Genomic DNA, 19,351 nt, shown 5'->3' on the forward strand with positions numbered 1-19,351 from the left:
AGCAGAATAGCTTGCTGGCGTACATTAGAGTAAATCGGAATTATTACCGAAATCTCACAACTTTTTTAATTTGGAATAGGGCAATAGACATGAATAAAGTTCAAGCATCGTTTGAAGCTACAGAAGCTGCGTTTCACGTACAAGGTTACGAAAAAATCGATTTTAGTCTTGTCTATGTGAATGGTGCATTTGATATTAAAAACAGAGAAATAGCAGATAGCTATGCGAAATTTGGTCGCTGTCTGACTGTAATTGATGCCAATGTCCATGAACTTTATGGCGAGCAGATCAGGTCATATTTCAGACACTATGACATTCAACTCACAGTATTTCCCATCATCATTACTGAAACAGCGAAAAGCCTTGCAACTTTTGAAAAAATTGTCGATGCTTTTTCCGACTTTGGCTTAGTTCGTAAGGAACCAGTCTTAGTCGTCGGTGGTGGTCTAATAACTGATGTGGCTGGGTTTGCTTGTGCTTCTTACCGTCGCAAGAGTAACTACATTCGCATTCCTACCACGTTGATTGGTTTAATTGATGCGGGTGTAGCGATTAAGGTAGCAGTTAATCATCGTAAGGAAAAAAATCGCTTGGGAGCATATCATGCACCTTTAAAAGTTATCCTCGATTTCTCATTTTTGAAAACCTTGCCAACAGCTCAAGTTCGTAATGGGATGGCAGAGTTGGTGAAAATTGCGGTAGTGTCTAACTCTGAAGTCTTTGAACTGCTATACGAATATGGTGAAGAACTGCTTTCCACTCACTTTGGACATGTGAATGCTACACCGGAAATTAAAGAGATTGCCCACAAAGTCAACTACGAGGCAATCAAAACCATGTTGGAGTTAGAAACTCCTAACTTGCATGAAATAGACCTCGATCGCGTCATCGCCTATGGTCACACTTGGAGTCCTACCCTAGAATTAGCACCTCAGATACCCCTATATCATGGTCACGCGGTCAATATAGATATGGCTTTGTCTGCAACCATTGCAGCACAACGGGGCTATATTCCAACAGAGGAGCGCGATCGCATCCTAGACTTGATGAGTGGTATAGGTTTATCACTCGATCATCCTCTACTAGATGGGGATTTGCTCTGGTATGCTACCCAGTCTATAAGCTTGACGCGAGATGGTAAACAACGCGCAGCCATGCCTCGTCCGATTGGTGAGTGCTTCTTTGTCAACGATCTGACTCGTGAAGAACTTGATGCGGCCCTAGCTGAACACAAACGTCTTTGTGCTAAATACCCTCGTGGCGGAAAAGGTGTTGATGCCTACATTGAAAGTCAAGAAGCCAAGCTATTGGGGGTGTGAAGATATGACGAGTGTTTTAGGACGAGAAACAGCTAGACCAATAACGCCACATAGCATCTTAGTAGCCCAATTACAGCAAACCCTCAAATTAGCCCAAGAGAACAACATTCCCGTAGAGATATTAGATTCTTTGCGGCAGGGAGTTCAATTAGCAGTGGGTTTAGATCCCTACTTGGATGATTACACCACCCCGGAATCGAGCGCATTAACAGCATTGGCCCAAAAAACCAGCAAGGAAGACTGGAGCAAGCGTTTCAGCGATGGTGAAACAGTGCGTCAACTAGAGCAAGAAATGCTCTCAGGACATCTTGAAGGACAGACATTGAAAATGTTTGTTCATATCATCAAGGCAAAGCGCATTCTAGAAGTAGGAATGTTCACAGGGTATTCAGCCTTGGCAATGGCAGAAGCATTACCAAGTGATGGGCAACTCATCGGTTGCGAAGTAGATCCCTATGTCGCTGAATTTGCTCAAGCTTGCTTTGGTGAGTCTCTCCACGGCGACAAAATCGTTGTGGAAGTAGCACCTGCTTTACAGACACTCCACAAGCTGGCTGTGAGAAAAGAAGTATTTGATCTGATCTTCATAGATGCCGATAAAAAGGAGTATGTAGAGTACTTCCAGGTCATTTTGGATAATGACTTACTGACTCCCGATGGATTAATCTGCGTGGATAATACTTTGTTGCAAGGACAAGTTTATCTACCACCAGAACAACGCACCGCCAACGGTGAAGCGATCGCTCAGTTCAACCGTGTTGTCGCCGCTGATCCTCGTGTAGAGCAAGTTCTGTTACCCATACGAGATGGCATCACCCTGATTAGACGCGTTGTGTAATCGAGAGATCAGGGAGATGAGTAGAGAAGTCTGAGCCAAGGCTCAGACTTCAAAGGGATGAAGAAGATAAGAAGGAATAATTTTTCGCTTGCTTTCTCATCTCCCTTGCTCCCTGATCTTTCCCTACTTTCAAAGACTTATGGCACAATCAATTTCTTTATCTCTGCCTCAGTTTATCGTAAATTAAAGGGTTTAAGACCTCTACCTCTACAGGTAGTCTCAGTTTCAGTCGGGGTTGAAATCCCTGTCTGAAAATGTCTTTAATTTTGAATTTTGAATTTTGAATTGTTAACTGTCCCCAAGTCTTTTAAAATCACAGATCCTCAACAAGTTATCAATTTCGATTTTAATCAAGAAACCCGCAAATATATTCTAAAAGTATATTTATATAGTTAAATAGCGATGCAATTTATCAATCACCCTTCTTTTTAGAGTTTCCAATTCCGTTTTCCAAATCTCCTCACCTCAAGCTATTTTTTACAATCGCAATTGTTAACAGTACATAGGAAGATTAATCATGCCAGTACTTCGTATCCTTCATTTAGTTGGGTCTCCATACAATGATTTTTACTGTGAGTTGTCACGCAATTACGCCCAAAGCTGCCTGATAGCTACGGCAAATCCATCGCTCTATGACTTTCAGATTGCATACATCACACCCGATCGCCAGTGGCGATTTCCTTCCTCTCTCAGTCTTGAAGATATTGCTGCCGCCAAACCGATGTCTCTGTTAGATGCCATACAATTTATAACAGCGCAAAACATTGACCTTATGTTGCCACAAATGTTTTGTATCCCTGGAATGACTCACTACCGCGCACTATTCGACCTGATGAAGATCCCTTACATCGGCAATACTGCGGATGTTATGGCAATAACGGCTCACAAAGCCAGAACCAAAGCAATTGTCGCAGCAGCAGGGGTGAAAGTACCTTTTGGAGAACTGCTCCGCCAAGGAGAGGTTCCGACAATTACACCTCCAGCAGTCATCAAACCCGCAAATGCTGACAACTCTTTAGGGGTGTCCTTAGTCAAAGAGGCTACTGACTATGACGCTGCTCTGAAGAAAGCATTTGAATATGCAGATGAGGTCATCGTAGAAGAATTTATTGAACCGGGTCGAGAAGTCAGATGCGGCATCATTGTCAAAGATGGGGAGCTAGTCAGTTTACCCCTTGAAGAGTATTTGATAGACCCCGACGAAAGACCCATCCGCAGCTATACTGACAAATTCAAGAAACCAATCGAGGGCAACTTGGGTTTAACCGCTAAGAAATATATTGCGGGTTGGATTGTAGCTCCTAATGACCCAATCACCCAAAAGGTTCAGCAAGAGGTTAAGAAGTGTCATTTGGCTTTGGGCTGTCGCCATTATAGTTTATTTGACTTCCGGATCGACCCAAAGGGAGAACCTTGGTTTTTAGAAGCCGGGTTGTATTGTACTTTTGACCATAATAGTGTAATTTCTTATACGGCGAACGCTGCGGGAATTCCTTTAAATGAGTTATTTATGACGGCGATCAATGAAGCGTTGGCCATGAGCTGATGTCCGGCAAATCACCTTTTTAGGTTTATTTTGACTTGGAATAAGCTAAGTAGGTAGGCGTAATTAAATATAAGATCAAACCTCACCCTCAATCCCTCTCCTTAGTAAGGAGAGGGAAGCCGGAGGCAGGGTGAGGTTCTATATTTAATTTGACCCACTTACTTAATCAGTATTTAATTTGTAAAATATTGCTTATTTTCTTGATTTTTATCTGGCGATGCCACTTAATCACGAACGGCCTTGATTAAATAGCTTATTTAGTAAAGATTAAAATTCATCTACTGATTTAAATAGACGATGAGCAATGTATTCTTTACATGAATACCAGACTAATTCAACAATAAAACCGTACCTATAATCTTGCAATTTCGGTACTGGTAATTGAGTATTTGATTGATAAAGATGCTTGCCACAGGTTCCACTATCATGTCACAATTGCAACTATGAAAAAGCAGATTTTTGCAATGTTCCAAAACTTGGGCACTCTTGCATTACTGGCGATCGCATTTCCCTTTAACTGCACCCTCGTACTTGCATTGCTGCTGTGGAATTTTTTCAGCCGACCGTATGCCAAACAAGTGGTTTTGAACGAGAATCCTAAAAATATCTTGATCGGTGGTGGTAGAATGACCAAAACCCTTCAGCTGGCGCGATCATTTCACGCTGCTGGGCATCGAGTCATTTTATTTGATCTCGACAAATACTGGTTCAGTGGTTATCGATTTTCCAACTCTGTGGCTGGCTTTTACACAGTTCCTGACTCGCAAGAAGACTTAGAAGGCTATACTCAAGCTGTGCGTGCGATCGCCAAAAAAGAAAACATAGACTTTTTTGTTCCGGTAGGTATTTTCGCTGGCAGCTACTTTGACTCCGAAGGTAAACCAGTGTTATCAGGCTGTTGCGAGAATTTCCACTTCGATGCTGATACAATGAAGATGCTGGATAACAAGTTTACCTTTGCAGAAATTGCCCGCTCACTCTCGCTATCTGTCCCGAAAACCTTTCTAATTACAGATTCCGAACAAGTTCTTAAATTTGACTTTGCCAACGAAAAGCGCAAATATATTCTCAAAACTATTGTCTATGACTCTGTTTTACGCTTGGATCTGACCAAGCTACCAATGGAGTCTTACGAAAAAATGGCGCTTCATGTTAAAAGTAAGCCAATTAGTAAAGATAACCCTTGGATATTGCAAGAGTTTATTCCCGGAACAGAATACTGTACTCACAGTACAGTGAGAAATGGGAAATTAACGGTACACTGCTGCTGCGAATCATCTGCTTTTCAAGTCAATTACGAAAACGTTGATCGCCCAGAAATTCAGGAGTGGGTGAGTCATTTTGTCAAAGAATTACAACTGACTGGACAAATTTCTTTTGACTTCATTCAGGCGGAAGATGGGACAATTTATGCGATCGAGTGCAACGCTCGCACTCACTCTGCAATTACAATGTATTACAACCATCCAGGTTTAGCGGATGCCTATCTCAGTCAAGAGCTTCCGGCTGAACCTGTGCAACCCCTGAGTGATAGTAAGCCTACTTATTGGCTTTATCACGAACTTTGGAGACTTAATGAAATTAGATCGTTAAAGCAGTTGCAAAAGTGGCTTAAGAATATTTGGCGAGGAAAAGATGCAATCTTTGAAGTTAACGACCCACTACCGTTCTTAATGGTACATCACTGGCACATTCCTTTACTATTACTCGATAGTTTACGCTCCTTACAAAGTTGGGTGAGGATTGATTTTTGCATCGGGAAACTCATACAGTTTGGAGAAGACGTAAAATATAAAACCTTTACCTCTGCAACCCCTAAGTGATAGTAAGCCTACTTATTGGCTTGATTACAAACTTTGGAGACTTAATGAAATTAGATCGTTAAAGCAGTTGCAATCATTGGCTTAAAAATATTTGGCGAGAAAAAGATGCAATCTTTGAAGTTAACGACCTACTACCGCTCTTAATGTACATTGCTGGCACATTCCTTTACTATTACTCGATAATTTGCGCTGCCTTAACCTCTGACTATCCACCAGCCACTGATTACCCTATCATGTCAAAATTATAATTATGAGAAAGCATCTTTTTGTAGTGTTCCAAAACTTGGGCACTCTTGTATTATTGGCGATCGCATTTCCCTTAAACTGCATCGTCGTCTTAACATCCCTACTGTGGAACTTTCTTAAGCAACCATTCAGTAAGTCAATTGTTGTCAACCCCAATTCCAAAAATATCTTGATCGCTGGCGCGAGAATGACTAAAACCCTTCAGCTAGCGCGTTCATTTCATGCTGCTGGGCATCGGGTTATTATAATTGACATTGAGAAATTCTGGTTAAGTGGTAACAAATATTCCAACTCTGTTGCAGGCTTTTATACTGTTCCCGATCCCAGCAAAGACTTAGAAGGCTACATTGAAACCCTACACGCGATCGCCAAAACAGAAAAGATCGACTTTTTTATCCCGGTAGCGATTTTTTCCGTCATCCACTATGACTCTCAAGGTCAGCCACCATTACCAGACTTTTGTGAGTTTTTCCACTTCGATGCTGATATCACGAAGATCCTGGATGACAAGTTTGCCTTTGCCGAAACAGCGCGATCATTCGGTTTATCTGTCCCCAAATCCTTCAAAATTACCGATCCTGAACAAGTTCTCAACTTCGACTTTTCTCAGGAGAAGCGCAAATACATTCTTAAAAGCATCCCCTACGATCAAGTGCGTCGCTTGAATCTCACCAAACTACCTTGCGATACACAATTACAAACAGCAGCATTTGTTAAGAGTTTGCCCATCAGTGACCAGAACCCCTGGATTATGCAGGAATTCATCCCTGGAAAGGAATACTGCACTCACACTACCGCACGAGATGGAGAGTCAAGAATTTACTGCTGCTGTGAGTCATCCGCCTTTCAAGTCAACTACGAAAACGTTGATCAGTTAGAAATTATGCAATGGGCGAGTCATTTTACCAAAGAATTGGGAAAAACCGGGCAACTTTCCTTTGACTTCATCCAGGCAGAAGACGGAACTGTTTACGCAATTGAGTGTAACCCCCGTACTCACTCCGCCATTACTATGTTTTACAATCATCCAGGTGTAGCGGATGCCTATCTTGGTAAAGAGCCTCTGGCTGAATCTTTGCAGCCTCTTGGTGATAGTAAGCCAACCTATTGGCTATACCACGAAGTTTGGCGTCTGAATGAGATTAGATCGTTTAAGCAACTACAAACCTGGGTAAGAAACATCAGGCGGGGGAAAGAAGCAATTTTTGAGGTCAGTGATCCCTTACCCTTCCTGATGGTACATCACTGGCAGATTCCCTTACTCATTCTCGACAATTTACGAAGACTCAAAGGTTGGATAAGAATAGATTTTAATATGGGCGAGCTTATAGAGTAATACCAATCCGCATTCTCAAGCGTTTTTGATAATTACCAATTACAAGAAGCAACCAAACTAGCCACTATCTCAACTAGTTCTTCTGGAGCAATCGGTTTAGATACATGAGTGTCAAAGCCAGCAGTTAAGGCACGGATACGAGCCTCACTATCAGCATAGGCTGTTAAAGCAATAGCCGGGACTCGTCCACCATTCTTTGGGTTGAGGGAACGGATTTTGCAGATAAAAGTGTAGCCATCCTCCCCAGGCAACCCGATATCAGAAATTAAAACATCGGGTTGCAATTCGGATAATACTTTGCGTGCCTCTGGTGCTGAGATCACTGCGATAACTTTTGCTCCATCCATTTCCAAGACACTAGTGATAAAAAAGCGAGTATCATCATCATCCTCAACTACCAGGATATCTAAACCAGCAAGAGTTCCACAAGGTTGCATATTAAATGACATTTTAGCGATCACCAATTTGAGTTGATGAAGCAATCGGCTCAGATAGCTCAATCCAGCACGAGGAACTATGTAGATCCCAGATTCTCTGTATTGTGCCCTTGCAAATGGTCAAATCGGTGCTGCGACTGTGTATGTTACAGAACCAGAACCGATTTCCACCGATCGCCCATTGTTGACCCTAGATAATCTGATTATTGCACCTCATATCGGCACTGCCAGCCGTTAAATGCGCTCAAAAATAGCAAAAATGGCGGTACTAAGGAAAGGGGCTGAGGCAATACGCTTGGGTTAGCGCCAAAAGCCTTAATCTGCGTAGGTTCGATTGAGGAATGAAACCCAACATTACAGCAGTTTTCAAGTATTTGAACCACATCTGTCGTCAGGGCACAGCAATGCTGTGCCCCTACCGCGTTAATTGTTGGGTAACACGAATGTTCAACCCAACCTACGATTCTCCTTAACCCAAGCATATTGGGGGCTGGGGGAGAGATCACGCAGGAATCACAAGTAATTGTGCCTCGGCGTAGTCGTTGAATTCCTCCGCACTAATATTTAGAAAAACCATCTACTCAATCTTTAAGTTGAATGGCAAGCGGGCGTAAACCCCCTGTGGATCGTTCATCTTTTGCAGAATCCCTACTTCCTGTTGCAATTTCTGGAATTCATCGCTGAGGGGATTCGCTGATTTGAGTTGCGTTTTCTCAATTCCTAAAGCAGTCTGCGCCTCTTGAGTTGCACGTCCAAAAAAGCGTTCTCCGAAACTGCTAGTGCGAGGATATTCTTGCACTTCCCAATCTTCTCCTAGTTTCGCTTGGTTGGCAGCATAAGCGATCGCACTATTCAAACCACCAATTTCATCCACCAAACCAATTTCCTTGGCCGCCACACCTGACCAAACCCTTCCTTGAGCAATTTCTGCTACTTTTTGTTCTGGGAGTTTGCGACCTTGAGAAACTTTATTCAGAAACATATTATAAATGCGGTTAACATTGCGCTGATAAAGTACCAACTCTTGGGGCGATTTCGGACGCGAAACTGTTTGATTATCAGCATAGCGTGCGGTTTTCACCGAATCCCAAGTAATGCCATGATTATTGGCCAGCTTCTGCCCATTAAATAGCAACCCAAATACCCCTATGGAACCTGTAATGGTATTTGGTTCGGCAAAAATGCGGTTAGAGTCGCTAGCAATCCAATAACCACCAGAGGCGGCGACATCACCCATAGACACCACAACTGGTTTCGCCTCACGAGTTAATTTCACTTCTCGCTGCATAACTTCGGCTGCGGTAGCACTACCACCAGGACTATTAATTCGTAATACAACAGCCTTGACATCTTTATCTTGTCGCAGTTTGTTGAAGATTTTTGCAAAGCGATCGCCTCCTACTTGCCCATCATCACCTTTACCATCGACAATCTCCCCCTCAGCATAAACAACGGCAATTTGATTTTTTGAGTTACGTTCTACACCCAAAGATTTGCCGGAAACTTGGGCGTAACTATTCAGGCTAATTTGTCGGAATGTTTTGTCGTCTTTATCGCTATCTGTCAACTTTTTGAGGTCAGTTACCACTTGATCGGGGTATTCTATTTGATCAATTAAACCGCTAGTTTTGGCTTGTGTGGCTTCTAGTAGCGCCTGATTATCGGCGATCGCTTGCAACTGTCCAGGTTCAATTTTCCGACTTGCGCCCACAGCAGTGCGCCACTCTCCCCAAACATCATCCAACAATTTCTGAGTTTGTTCGCGGTTTTCTGGACTCAACTTTGTGAGGATAAACGGTTCAACAGCTCCTTTGAATTTCCCTACTCGCACGACTTGAACACCAATACCATATTTCTGCAATGCTCCCGCGAAGAACATCGGTTGTGAACTCAAACCGTTGACTTCCATCATTCCCAGAGGATTAACTCTAATGGAATCTGCCACTGAACAAAGGTAATATTCCTTTTTACTCCAATCACTGCCATAGGCCACAATCTTTTTTCCAGAAGCGCGAAACTCCTCCAGCGCTTTCCGAATTTCTTTCAGGGAGGCATAACCGATGTTACTAACTTGGCTTGTGCTGGTTGCATCCAGGTAGATCCCGACAATTCGCGGATCGCGCCGCGCCTTTTCCAAAGTTTCTACAATTTTGCGGAGTGCCATTCTGTCCTCATCCACACCTGAGATTGTGCTTTGAAACAGTTCGCCGGAACTAGGTTCGCTATCAGTAATTTTCGTTGACAAGTCAAAAACCAGCACTGACTTATCTTTCACGTTTGGCCCAATATCTTTAGAGGAGGTAGCAGCCAATATCAGCAAGAACAGTCCAGTGGTTCCCAAACCACCGAAAATAATTAGTCCTAGTAAGGTGCCAACTAAACTAGCAAAAGTTTGTTTGATAAAATTACGCATTAGTTATTAGGTATTGGGAATTGGGCATTGGGCATTGGGCATTGGGCATTGGGAATTGGGCATGGGGCATGGGGCATTGGGCATTGACTAATGACAAATGACTAATGACTAATGACTAATGACTATGACCTACTTAATTTATTCTATGCGCTGTAAACTGCCAGAGTGCTTTAACTGATACAAGGTGGTGTTGCCAGTGCAAAATAAAACTGTGGTGATTTCAGCGATTAATACCTCAGCCAGTTCGGAAACTGCTGTCTCTGATGTTGCTGCTGCTTGCAGGAAAGGCATTGCTAAACCAGCTATATCAGCTCCCAAGGCGATCGCTGCTGCGACATCCAATCCATGACGCAAACCTCCCGAAGCAATTAAGGGCACATCTTTTGCGATCGCTCTAATAGTTGTAATACACTCTGCTGTCGGTAAACCCCAATCGGCAAAAGTCCTCCCTAAGCGACGTTGCAAGGGATTTTCTGCCCGTTCACTTTCTACTTTTGCCCAAGAAGTACCCCCCGCACCCGCGACATCAATTGCTGCTACCCCAGCAGCAATGAGTTTCTCGGCGATCGCTGCTGAAATGCCGTTACCAACTTCTTTCGCAATCACTGGCACTGGTAGCTTAAAGCATAATTTAGATATCTTGTCAAGCAAGCCCCGAAAATTAGTATCACCTTTGGATTGAATGCACTCTTGTAGAGGGTTAATGTGTAAAATCAGGGCATCAGCTTCTAAGATATCAACTACCCGCAGACATTGATCTAAGCCGTACTTGTAGTTAAGTTGCACAGCGCCTAAGTTCGCAAATAGCAGAACATCGGGCGCATACTTGCGGATAGCAAAAGTATCAGCCACCTGGGGTTTTTCTACCGCTACCCGTTGGGAACCGACACCCATTGCAATTTTGTAGTGTTGTGCGACTTGGGCCAAACGTTGGTTAATCATTCCGGCTTGTTCTGTTCCGCCAGTCATAGAAGAAATTAACAAGGGTGCGCTAAGGTGTTTCCCCAGAAAAGTTGTACTGATATCAATATCGTTGTGGTTTAGTTCAGGTAAGCAACAATGGGTGAAGCGATAACGTTCCAGTCCATTGGTGATTTGATCACACTGAACATCTTCCTCTAAGCAGATCCGAATATGATCGGCTTTGCGATTCTGAGTTTGTGCAGAGATATTGGTGGGGGCGTTCACTGGTGGGTATGGCTAAAAGTATTTGCGATCGCTATTGTTACATTAGACCTGTCTTTACAGCACAATTCAAGTATTTGAACCACATCTGTCGTAGGGGCACAGCAATGCTCATTGGTGTCAACTTAAGCAAAAAGGAGGCAGAAGATGTAATCTAAGAATATCTGAATTGATGTGATTAGTAATACATCATGAGTAGAAAACGTCCAGCACGAACAGGAAACCTAGATTTGCGGCAGCAAAAGCATATACCAGCGCCGCCAATAGAGGAAATCGAGAAAGAAATATTTTTATTGCTATCTCCTAAGAGCTTTAAACCCTTAAGATTTTATGAAGATGAACAACAGAAAAAATTCCCAGACAGAATATTAACCCTGCCGATGATGATGGCGATCGTTGTGAGTTTAGTGTATCGCCAAATTCCAGGCTTAAGAGAAGTAACTAGGGTATTGTCTACAAGAGGGATTGTTATGGGTGGAAGCCTGCACCAAGTGCGTTTAATTTCTGTTTTGTGGGGTTCAACTTGGTACTATTACTTAACAAACGTACTTGACCCTGAAACTTTATCTTCTGTCGGTTGTCCTAATAACATCCCTGATTTCATGCTGGCATATCTCAACGAACTTAACCGCGATCGCTTGGAAACCGAACCAGATAACCGTACTGTCTAAAGAGATGCCAGGTTATAACTTAGTAACATCTGAAACAACGTAAATCATTGAAAAGCTAAGTATATACGCAATACGATTATTGTAATCGAACCTAAGATAGAGTTAATTAAAATAATTTGCCTAGAAAATAAAGATAAGCAATACTAAAGATAATTTGGATAAAACAAATGAACACCAAAATTATTGCTTTCTTGGCAATTACGGCAGCCTTTGCAAGCTTAGGAAGCCAGGTGTACGCTCAGTTACCAGCATCAAGCTTAAATAAAGGACAATACAGATTAACTGGTGATTCTCTAGTTGGAATTGATCATAGAACAGCCCAAAATGACTTTAAAAGCTTTTTTGAGCAAACTAATCCAGCAAGCATCTCCAACAATAATAGAAGGAATAATAAAACTCCAGCCAAAATCCACTTTAACGAATCATTATCACTGCCAGACACTTCTGTTTTCTTAACACCGGCTCAGTCGGGGAATGAGAATGATGGATTGGAAGTGCAGTTAGATATAGACAGATAATAATCAGGTATAAAGGTTGACGCTCTCTCTGTGCCAGACTAAGGAAAAATTGAGTGTTTAAAACCCACCACCGTGGGTTTTGTTTTTGTCTGTGTAGACCGGTTTCTAACTGCCCTTTTCTACAAGCTATACGCCCCTACAGCCCATTTATGTGTTGCAAAGATTTTTGTTAATGGTAGGACTTACGCAAAACTATACGCTAGTAGGGGCAATTCATGAATTGCCCCTAAGAAGAAAATCAGGATTTCGGCTATTGTTTGCGTAAGTCCTGAATGCTATTAGAGCAAATATTTTTGCTTGAATAAAAACAGCTTTATTAGAAAAGATCGTTAACACAACGGCGGTTTTTGCTGCTCATCTTCCCTTTACTACGAGAATAAAATTTGACGCCTGACTAAATCCGCCTTCCTAAGTCGATAATTCTGCAATCATTTTGCAGTAAAATTAATCGTCTAAATAGAGGAGGGCTTTGAGATGACTCGTGTCATCATTCTGCGCCACGGTCAAAGCGGTTATAACACCGAGCGGCGTATCCAAGGACGCACTGATGCGTCAACATTAACCGAAAAAGGTCGTAACGATGCTAGTAAAGTAGGCAAAGCCCTCAGCAATATCTTATTTAATGCAATTTACAGCAGTCCCTTGCAACGAGCGAAACACACAGCAGATATTATCCATAGTGAGTTAGTTACTCATCCTGAACAATCTGCTGTAGTCCAAGTTTCTAATTTGCTGTTAGAAATTGATCTGCCTTTATGGGAAGGACTGCTGACTGCCCAAGTCAAGCAGAAATTCACCGAAGACTACCGCACTTGGCACGAACGCCCCGACGAACTGCGGATGTTGCTGAATGATGCACAAGGGACAAGAGAACATTTTCCCGTTCTGGCTTTATACAAACAAGCACGGCAATTTTGGCAAGAAATTTTGTCTTACCATCAAGGCGAAACTATTCTCATCGTGGGACATAACGGAATTAATCGCGCCCTGATTAGCACAGCACTATCCATCCCTCCAAGTCGCTACCATTCAATACAGCAATCTAACTGTGGCATCACGGTACTAAATTTTGCTGGAGGATTGGGCGAACCAGTCCAGCTAGAATCCTTAAATCAGACGCAACACACCGGGGAAAGTCTACCCTCATTGCGACCGGATCATCAAGGAGTAAGGTTGTTGCTGGTGCGTCACGGTGAAACTGACTGGAATCGCCAAACCAGGTTTCAAGGGCAAATTGATGTCCCCCTCAACGACAACGGTAGACAACAGTCCCAAAAAGCAGGCGAATTTCTCCAAGAGGTAGCGATCGATTTTGCTGTAAGTAGCACAATGCTGCGCCCTAAAGAAACAGCAGAGATTATTCTAAAACAACATCCTAATGTCAAATTAGAATTGCAAGACGGTTTAAGAGAAATCAGCCACGGACTCTGGGAAGGAAAATTAGAAACAGAGATAGAGCAGGAGTTTCCGGGAGAATTGCAGCGCTGGCGGTTAGTACCGGCGCAAGTGCAAATGCCTGAAGGGGAAAATTTGCAACAGGTGTGGGAGCGCAGCGTTGCAGCTTGGCAATCAATTGTGCAAGCAGCATCAACTAATCAATTTAAAACTGTATTAGTAGTAGCTCATGATGCTACTAACAAAACATTACTTTGTCACATTCTGGGTTTATCGCTGGAAAATTTCTGGAATTTTCGCCAGGGTAATGGCGCAGTCAGTGTTATTGACTATCTTTCTGGAATCGATGGTTTACCTGTATTGCAAGCGATGAACATTACCACTCACTTGGCTGGAGGCGTACTAGATAAAACAGCAGCGGGGGCATTGTAATAAAGTTAGGAGTTAGGAGTTAGGAGTTAGGAGTAGAGACGCAATTAATCGCGTCTGTACAGGAGTTAGGAATAAAGTTAGGAGTAAAAAATTATGAGTGATGAATAAAGTTAAAAATAGACTTATTGTATAAATCAAAAATAAGAACCCCACCCCGCCAAAGCTACGCTTTGTCTCCCCTCCCCGCTCTTCGAGAGGGGATTAAGGCTGGGGTGTTTGGGACTTTTGCAAGAGGTCTAATGATGAGCAAGAAACAAATAGCTAATAACTCATAACTTATAACTTATAACTCCTAACTTATAACTCCTAACTCCTAACTAAGAAAGTTTTATGACTGAACTGCTGCAACAAGTACGTGTGATTGACCCAGTTTCTGAAATCGACGGACTCTTTGATGTGCTGATTGCTGATGGTTATATCCAAGCAGTGGCTTCGCGCATTTCTGATATCAGTTCCGATACTCAAATCAGAGATTGTCAGGGATTAGTTCTCGGTACTGGGTTAGTAGATTTGTACAGCCACTCTGGTGAACCTGGCTTTGAAGAACGGGAAACCCTCTTGTCTCTTTTACAAGCTGCTGCTGCTGGCGGCTTTACCAGAATTAACATTTTACCCGATACATCCCCAGCTATTGATAACCCTGCACTTGTGGCACAGTTGCAGCAGAGGAGGGCAGAGGGGCAGAGGAGCAGAGGAGCAGAGGAGAGTTTGCATTCTTATTCTCCCCTGCTTTATCTCTGGGGTGCTATCACTCTAGATGTTGCTGGGAAGCAAATGACGGAATTGGCAGATTTAGCGTCAGCTGGAGTTGTTGGTTTTACGGATGGTAAGCCTTTAGAAAATTTGGCGCTGGTGCGGGGAGTCTTAGAGTATCTCCAGCCGTTGGGCAAACCAGTCGCATTTTGGCCTAGCGATCGCCAATTAGTCGCAAATGGTGTAATGAGAGAAGGGTCAGATGCTCTGCGTTTTGGTTTACCCCCAATCCCCGCCAGCGCTGAAACTACTGCGATCGCAGCAATGCTTGAATTGGTTGCAACCATAGGCACACCAGTCCATATCATGCGTGTCTCTACATCTCGCAGCGTGGAATTAATCGCTTCAGCCAAGGCTGCTGGCTTACCTATCACCGCTAGCACCACCTGGATGCACCTTTTACTTGATACAAAAGCAGTTAAGAGTTATAACACCAGCTTGCATTTAGACCCGCCTTTAGGTAATCTCCGTGATGTGGCAGCGTTGCGTGCTGGGGTGCGTGCGGGTGTGATAGATGCGATCGCTATTGACCACACACCCTACAGCTACGAAGAAAAAGTCCAGGCTTTTGCTGAAGCACCAGCCGGGGCAATTGGTTTAGAGTTAGCATTACCTTTGCTGTGGCAATATCTCGTTGAAACTGGAGAATTTACAGCTTTAGAATTATGGCGGGCATTGAGTAGCAGTCCAGCCCAGTGTTTGGGGCAAAAAATCAGTGCGATCGTACCTCATCAACCAGCAGAACTGACTTTATTTGATCCCCAGCAAACCTGGAAAGTCGAACGCAAAAGTCTTTATACACTTTCACAAAATACACCTTGGTTAGGACAACAGTTGAAGGGTCATGTTGTGCAAATCTGGTGTTGAAATAATTCGTAATTCGTAATTCGTAATATCATATCCGCATAATTAGTTGTGATTCCCACAGTCATTGCACCCCACCCCTTAATCCCCTCCCCGCAAGCGGGGAGGGGAGACAAAGCATAGCTTTGGCGGGGTGGGGTTCTTAGGGTTTAAGATCAGGTTCGGTTAAACACTTATAATATCTGCTTTGTTGGGTTGAGGAACGAAATCCAACATTTTATCCTTGTTCATGTTGGGTTTCACTGCGGTTCAACCCAACCTACATTGATAGATTTTATTATAAGTAATCACCCGAACTTGATATAATAAGTAATGAAGCGGACATGATATAATTCATAATTAAGTAATGCATAGGGGATTTAGACCCCGCCACAAAACTTGCTGCTTGTTAGAAGCGGGGGGCTTAAACCCCCATAAATTGTTGAGGAATATAAAACAATTTACATTTGTAAAACCAAGAATCCGAATTTAATTATCTATCAGCGTTTTCGATACTGTACTTCGTGGTTAAATTCATCTTGGTGAGAGTGAATATTTTGAAAAAATGTCGAGCGGACAAATCCCAGATTATGCAATAAAGCAATAGAACGGTGATTGTGAACATTAACGTCAGCGCAAAAATCAAGATTTTGGTACGTCTCAACTAAATAATTAATCATACACTTCACCGCTTCGCGTGCATAACCTTTTCCCCATAAATTAGGAAAAAACACATACCCAAGGATTGCACTATTATCTACAGTAATTGTTGCTTGAACATATCCAATGTAGCATTTATCTACAAAAGACCAGACAGCCCAATTTAACCATATCTCTGTTCCATCTGGTGATTGGCGACGTGCCAACACTATGTAGCGATCGCGAAGCGATTCAACGCTTTGTGGTGGTATATCTTCGATAAAGTCGTATATACTCGCACTCTGTAATCCATCAAAAAGCAGTTCGGCATGATCCGGTTTTAGTGGTTCTAAACACAGTCGTTGAGAGTACATTTTCATCTTGTGAACTAGCGCTGCACTAACATTGTTAAACTTCTCTACCGCCTGTATGTGAGGAAGTTAACGTTAATAGATAGCCGTCTGGCCCAGTCAAAGTAAATGAACTGTGGATTCTGCCTGGTTCGATCTCAGAAACAGTCAGTTCCCACTTCTTAAAAGTATCTCTGGTGGCAAAAATATCATCTACCATCAGATCAAAAGGCGCATTGATTCCAGGAGCGATCGCCTCTAAACTTGTTCTCAAAACTAAGTGCGTTCCTCCCCGTAATTCTAAAACAGCTAATTGTTCTGATTGGGCGATCAGCCGTAGCCCTATCTTGACAAAAAAATCGCTAGCTTCTGATATATTACTCACATATAATCTCACATGACCAATCGCCACAGGAGGACGGGTATCCTTTTCTTTTGCAATAGTTTCTGGTGACATAGCTTTAATTCAAAAATATTTAGTTACCGTTTAACTCTGTTGACTTCAGCAGGTTTGCTATCTGCCAAATCAGCTTTACTAAATTCCGCAGTCTTGGGCAAATTTATCTCAACGTTTGATAAACTATCAAGTTCTACTTTAGCATTTTTGAATTGTCCATCTAAAATATGTCCTCCAGTTTTTCGATTTGCAGTGATGAAATGAAAGTGATAGCCATTAACATTTACTCCTTGCATATATTCGGGTGTCCGAAAACCCACTAAAGTACCATTGACGTTCCTTAACTCAAAAAAAATTGATTGTTCTTTGACTACATCTGTTAAAGGGCGATAGGGTGGGGTTTGTTTGGGAACACTTCTAAATTTGAGATAAGGGAAATTACCTTTAATCCGAATAGCATAAGGATAATTTTTACTCGGTAAGCGCTGATCTAATGATTGCTGCAATTGTTTATAATTAATCTGCCCTTCTAGATTAATTAATGTTTGTGGTTTAAAAAAGGTGACTGTAGCAAAAGGGCTTGTCATCGAATCAGGAATAACAGAGGCAACTCCATCAGATTTTACCTGATAAAATTTGCCATCTAATCCAATCATTTCTCCATCAAGATAATTTACTGTACCCAAACCAAAATTACCGGATTTTTTCAATTCCTTAAAACTAGTATTTCCCTCATAGATACCTATTGACAAAGCACTAATTGTAGATGTTTGAAATAGGGTATTGGATAACGTATATTCCTGAGTTCTCCCTGGAAGAATGATACCTAATAATACAGTTATGGTTAAAATAGTTATCCATAAATAACGCTTAAGTTTCATAAGATAAAATTATTCCTTTTGAATACTCGTGTACTACGTAGTAAAATCCCTAGACGCCTGGAAGGCCGCTTCTCGTCGAGTAGGAGGTTGACAGCGACTAGCTTACTACGTAGCAATAGATGTAAGCATTGATGAAACAAATCTTTTTGCGGGGTGCTTGATTATTTTGTCTGTATTGTGATAGCTTTCTTTCTACGCCCTAAAATTACTATAAACCTATCGAGTTACCGTAGTTTGTTAAATATCATTAACCTAGTTGTAGGGATTTGGGGTTAAGAAGGACTAGCTAAATCTATCGAGTTTATTATTGTAGGCAGTATATCGTGAACCACCGATCTAGAAATTCATCTCTAAGCCAGGGCATTCTCTATGAGTAAAATACGTGCTGTAATTGTTGATCCGAATGTGGTTGGACGTTTGGCGCTGAGTGAAGTAACTGCACCAAAGCCTACCCCAGATGAAGCTCTAGTGCGGGTAGCCGCGATTTCTCTCAATCGGGGAGAGGTGAAACGTTCAACTTCTGCTGAGGCTGGTTGGCAGCCTCGTTGGGACTTGGCAGGTGTAGTGGAAACCCCGGCTGCCGATGGTTCAGGGTCTCCCCAAGGGACGCGTGTAGTTGGCTTGCGCCGCGCTGGTGCTTGGGCAGAATTAGTGTCTGTTCCCACCAACGCCTTAGCAGAAGTGCCGCCATCGGTATCCTTTGCTCAAGCTGCCACACTGCCTGTGGCGGGTTTAACCGCGTATCATGCAGTACTAAAAGGTGGTTCGCTGTTAGGTCGTCGAGTTCTAGTTACAGGTGCATCAGGAGGTATTGGTTACTTTGCTATCCAATTGGCGCAACTGTCAGGGGCGCACGTCGTAGCATACATTCGTCAAGCTGGCTATGAGACTCTGGTTAGAGAAGCAGGGGCAGAATCAGTGGTGATTGGCGAAGACCTCTCACCCGCAAGCGAATATGGCCCCTATGATCTAATTATAGAGTCAGTCGGTGGCAAGACTTTGGGGGTAGCCCTTAGCTTACTGGCACAGGATGGAAAAACTGTGCTGTATGGAGTATCTGGGGGAGCAGAAGTAACATTCAACGCCGCTCAATTTTTTGGGACTGGTAGCGTAAGCCTGTATGGTTTACGTCTGTTCGATGAATTGAGATTTGAATCAGCCGCAGTCGGTCTAAAACGGCTTTTGAGTTTAGTAGAAGCAGGTCATTTGCGTCCTCACATTGATTTAGAAGCTTCTTGGACACAAATAGCTGATGTAGCACAACAACTACTCGACAGGCGTTTTCCTGGCAAGGCTGTGTTACACATTTCCAATTGAGTATTAGCTGAT

The 19,351-nt window shown here is 42.7% G+C and carries 16 protein-coding genes and 1 pseudogene; 11 read left to right on the forward strand and 6 right to left on the reverse strand.

What is annotated here, in order from left to right; all coding sequences use genetic code 11:
- Positions 1 to 89 precede the first annotated feature (89 nt).
- The 5 genes from V7K36_RS22310 to V7K36_RS22330 all read left to right on the forward strand — a co-directional run bounded on the left by V7K36_RS22310 (position 90) and on the right by V7K36_RS22330 (position 7,108).
- The gene (locus tag V7K36_RS22310) at positions 90 to 1,319 is read left to right on the forward strand and encodes a sedoheptulose 7-phosphate cyclase (protein WP_334823306.1); all 1,230 of its coding nucleotides are present in this window, start codon (positions 90 to 92) and stop codon (positions 1,317 to 1,319) included.
- A gap of 4 nt (positions 1,320 to 1,323) precedes the next feature.
- Positions 1,324 to 2,157 (forward strand): O-methyltransferase, encoded by an 834-nt coding sequence (locus tag V7K36_RS22315; protein WP_335119381.1) that lies wholly within the window; start codon positions 1,324 to 1,326, stop codon positions 2,155 to 2,157.
- A gap of 517 nt (positions 2,158 to 2,674) precedes the next feature.
- Entirely contained in the window at positions 2,675 to 3,703 is a 1,029-nt protein-coding gene (locus tag V7K36_RS22320) for a D-alanine--D-alanine ligase family protein (RefSeq protein ID WP_335119383.1), read from the forward strand.
- Positions 3,704 to 4,146: 443 nt separating this feature from the next.
- Entirely contained in the window at positions 4,147 to 5,526 is a 1,380-nt protein-coding gene (locus V7K36_RS22325; RefSeq protein WP_335119385.1) for an ATP-grasp domain-containing protein, read from the forward strand.
- Between the two features lie 250 nt (positions 5,527 to 5,776).
- Entirely contained in the window at positions 5,777 to 7,108 is a 1,332-nt protein-coding gene (locus V7K36_RS22330; protein WP_335119386.1) for an ATP-grasp domain-containing protein, read from the forward strand.
- A 32-nt stretch (positions 7,109 to 7,140) separates the two neighbouring features.
- On the opposite strand, the gene V7K36_RS22335 is transcribed toward V7K36_RS22330, so the two are convergent.
- Positions 7,141 to 7,545 carry a response regulator gene (locus V7K36_RS22335; protein ID WP_335119446.1) on the reverse strand — a complete coding sequence of 135 codons (405 nt, stop codon included), beginning with the start codon at positions 7,543 to 7,545 and terminating at the stop codon, positions 7,141 to 7,143.
- 139 nt (positions 7,546 to 7,684) lie between these two features.
- Here V7K36_RS22335 and V7K36_RS22340 point away from each other — a divergent pair, with 139 nt between their 5' ends.
- Entirely contained in the window at positions 7,685 to 7,783 is a 99-nt protein-coding gene (locus V7K36_RS22340) for a hypothetical protein (protein ID WP_335119388.1), read from the forward strand.
- A gap of 339 nt (positions 7,784 to 8,122) precedes the next feature.
- Here V7K36_RS22340 and sppA read toward each other — a convergent pair whose 3' ends face one another.
- Both sppA and fni read right to left on the reverse strand, forming a co-directional pair.
- On the reverse strand, positions 8,123 to 9,958 hold the full coding sequence (gene sppA / locus V7K36_RS22345) for a signal peptide peptidase SppA (RefSeq protein ID WP_335119390.1): 1,836 nt from the start codon (positions 9,956 to 9,958) through the stop codon (positions 8,123 to 8,125).
- A 138-nt stretch (positions 9,959 to 10,096) separates the two neighbouring features.
- Positions 10,097 to 11,146: a type 2 isopentenyl-diphosphate Delta-isomerase gene (gene fni, locus V7K36_RS22350; protein WP_335119392.1), complete on the reverse strand. Its 1,050-nt coding sequence runs from the start codon at positions 11,144 to 11,146 to the stop codon at positions 10,097 to 10,099.
- A gap of 188 nt (positions 11,147 to 11,334) precedes the next feature.
- Here fni and V7K36_RS22355 point away from each other — a divergent pair.
- From V7K36_RS22355 to V7K36_RS22370, 4 genes and pseudogenes are all read left to right on the forward strand, one after another.
- Positions 11,335 to 11,628: pseudogene (locus V7K36_RS22355) on the forward strand (IS4 family transposase); the annotation flags it as partial.
- A gap of 353 nt (positions 11,629 to 11,981) precedes the next feature.
- Positions 11,982 to 12,332, forward strand: a complete 351-nt coding sequence (locus tag V7K36_RS22360; protein ID WP_335119393.1) for a hypothetical protein — start codon at positions 11,982 to 11,984, stop codon at positions 12,330 to 12,332.
- A gap of 474 nt (positions 12,333 to 12,806) precedes the next feature.
- A complete protein-coding gene (locus V7K36_RS22365) occupies positions 12,807 to 14,159 on the forward strand; it encodes a histidine phosphatase family protein (protein WP_335119394.1) in 1,353 nt (450 codons plus the stop codon).
- A 330-nt stretch (positions 14,160 to 14,489) separates the two neighbouring features.
- Complete coding sequence (locus V7K36_RS22370) at positions 14,490 to 15,779, forward strand: dihydroorotase (RefSeq protein WP_335119396.1); 1,290 nt, start codon at positions 14,490 to 14,492, stop codon at positions 15,777 to 15,779.
- A 476-nt stretch (positions 15,780 to 16,255) separates the two neighbouring features.
- On the opposite strand, the gene V7K36_RS22375 is transcribed toward V7K36_RS22370, so the two are convergent.
- From V7K36_RS22375 to budA, 3 genes are read right to left on the reverse strand one after another with little or no spacing between them, the layout of a single operon-like run.
- Positions 16,256 to 16,774, reverse strand: a complete 519-nt coding sequence (locus V7K36_RS22375; protein ID WP_335119398.1) for a GNAT family N-acetyltransferase — start codon at positions 16,772 to 16,774, stop codon at positions 16,256 to 16,258.
- A 28-nt stretch (positions 16,775 to 16,802) separates the two neighbouring features.
- Positions 16,803 to 17,201 carry a VOC family protein gene (locus V7K36_RS22380; RefSeq protein WP_335119400.1) on the reverse strand — a complete coding sequence of 133 codons (399 nt, stop codon included), beginning with the start codon at positions 17,199 to 17,201 and terminating at the stop codon, positions 16,803 to 16,805.
- A gap of 23 nt (positions 17,202 to 17,224) precedes the next feature.
- Complete coding sequence (gene budA, locus V7K36_RS22385; protein WP_335119402.1) at positions 17,225 to 18,022, reverse strand: acetolactate decarboxylase; 798 nt, start codon at positions 18,020 to 18,022, stop codon at positions 17,225 to 17,227.
- A gap of 369 nt (positions 18,023 to 18,391) precedes the next feature.
- Between budA and V7K36_RS22390 the strand changes: the two genes are divergently transcribed.
- On the forward strand, positions 18,392 to 19,339 hold the full coding sequence (locus tag V7K36_RS22390; protein WP_335119404.1) for a zinc-binding dehydrogenase: 948 nt from the start codon (positions 18,392 to 18,394) through the stop codon (positions 19,337 to 19,339).
- The last annotated feature ends 12 nt before the right edge of the window (positions 19,340 to 19,351 follow it).

This window comes from Nostoc sp., from assembly GCF_036919555.1.
Lineage (GTDB): Bacteria > Cyanobacteriota > Cyanobacteriia > Cyanobacteriales > Nostocaceae > Nostoc.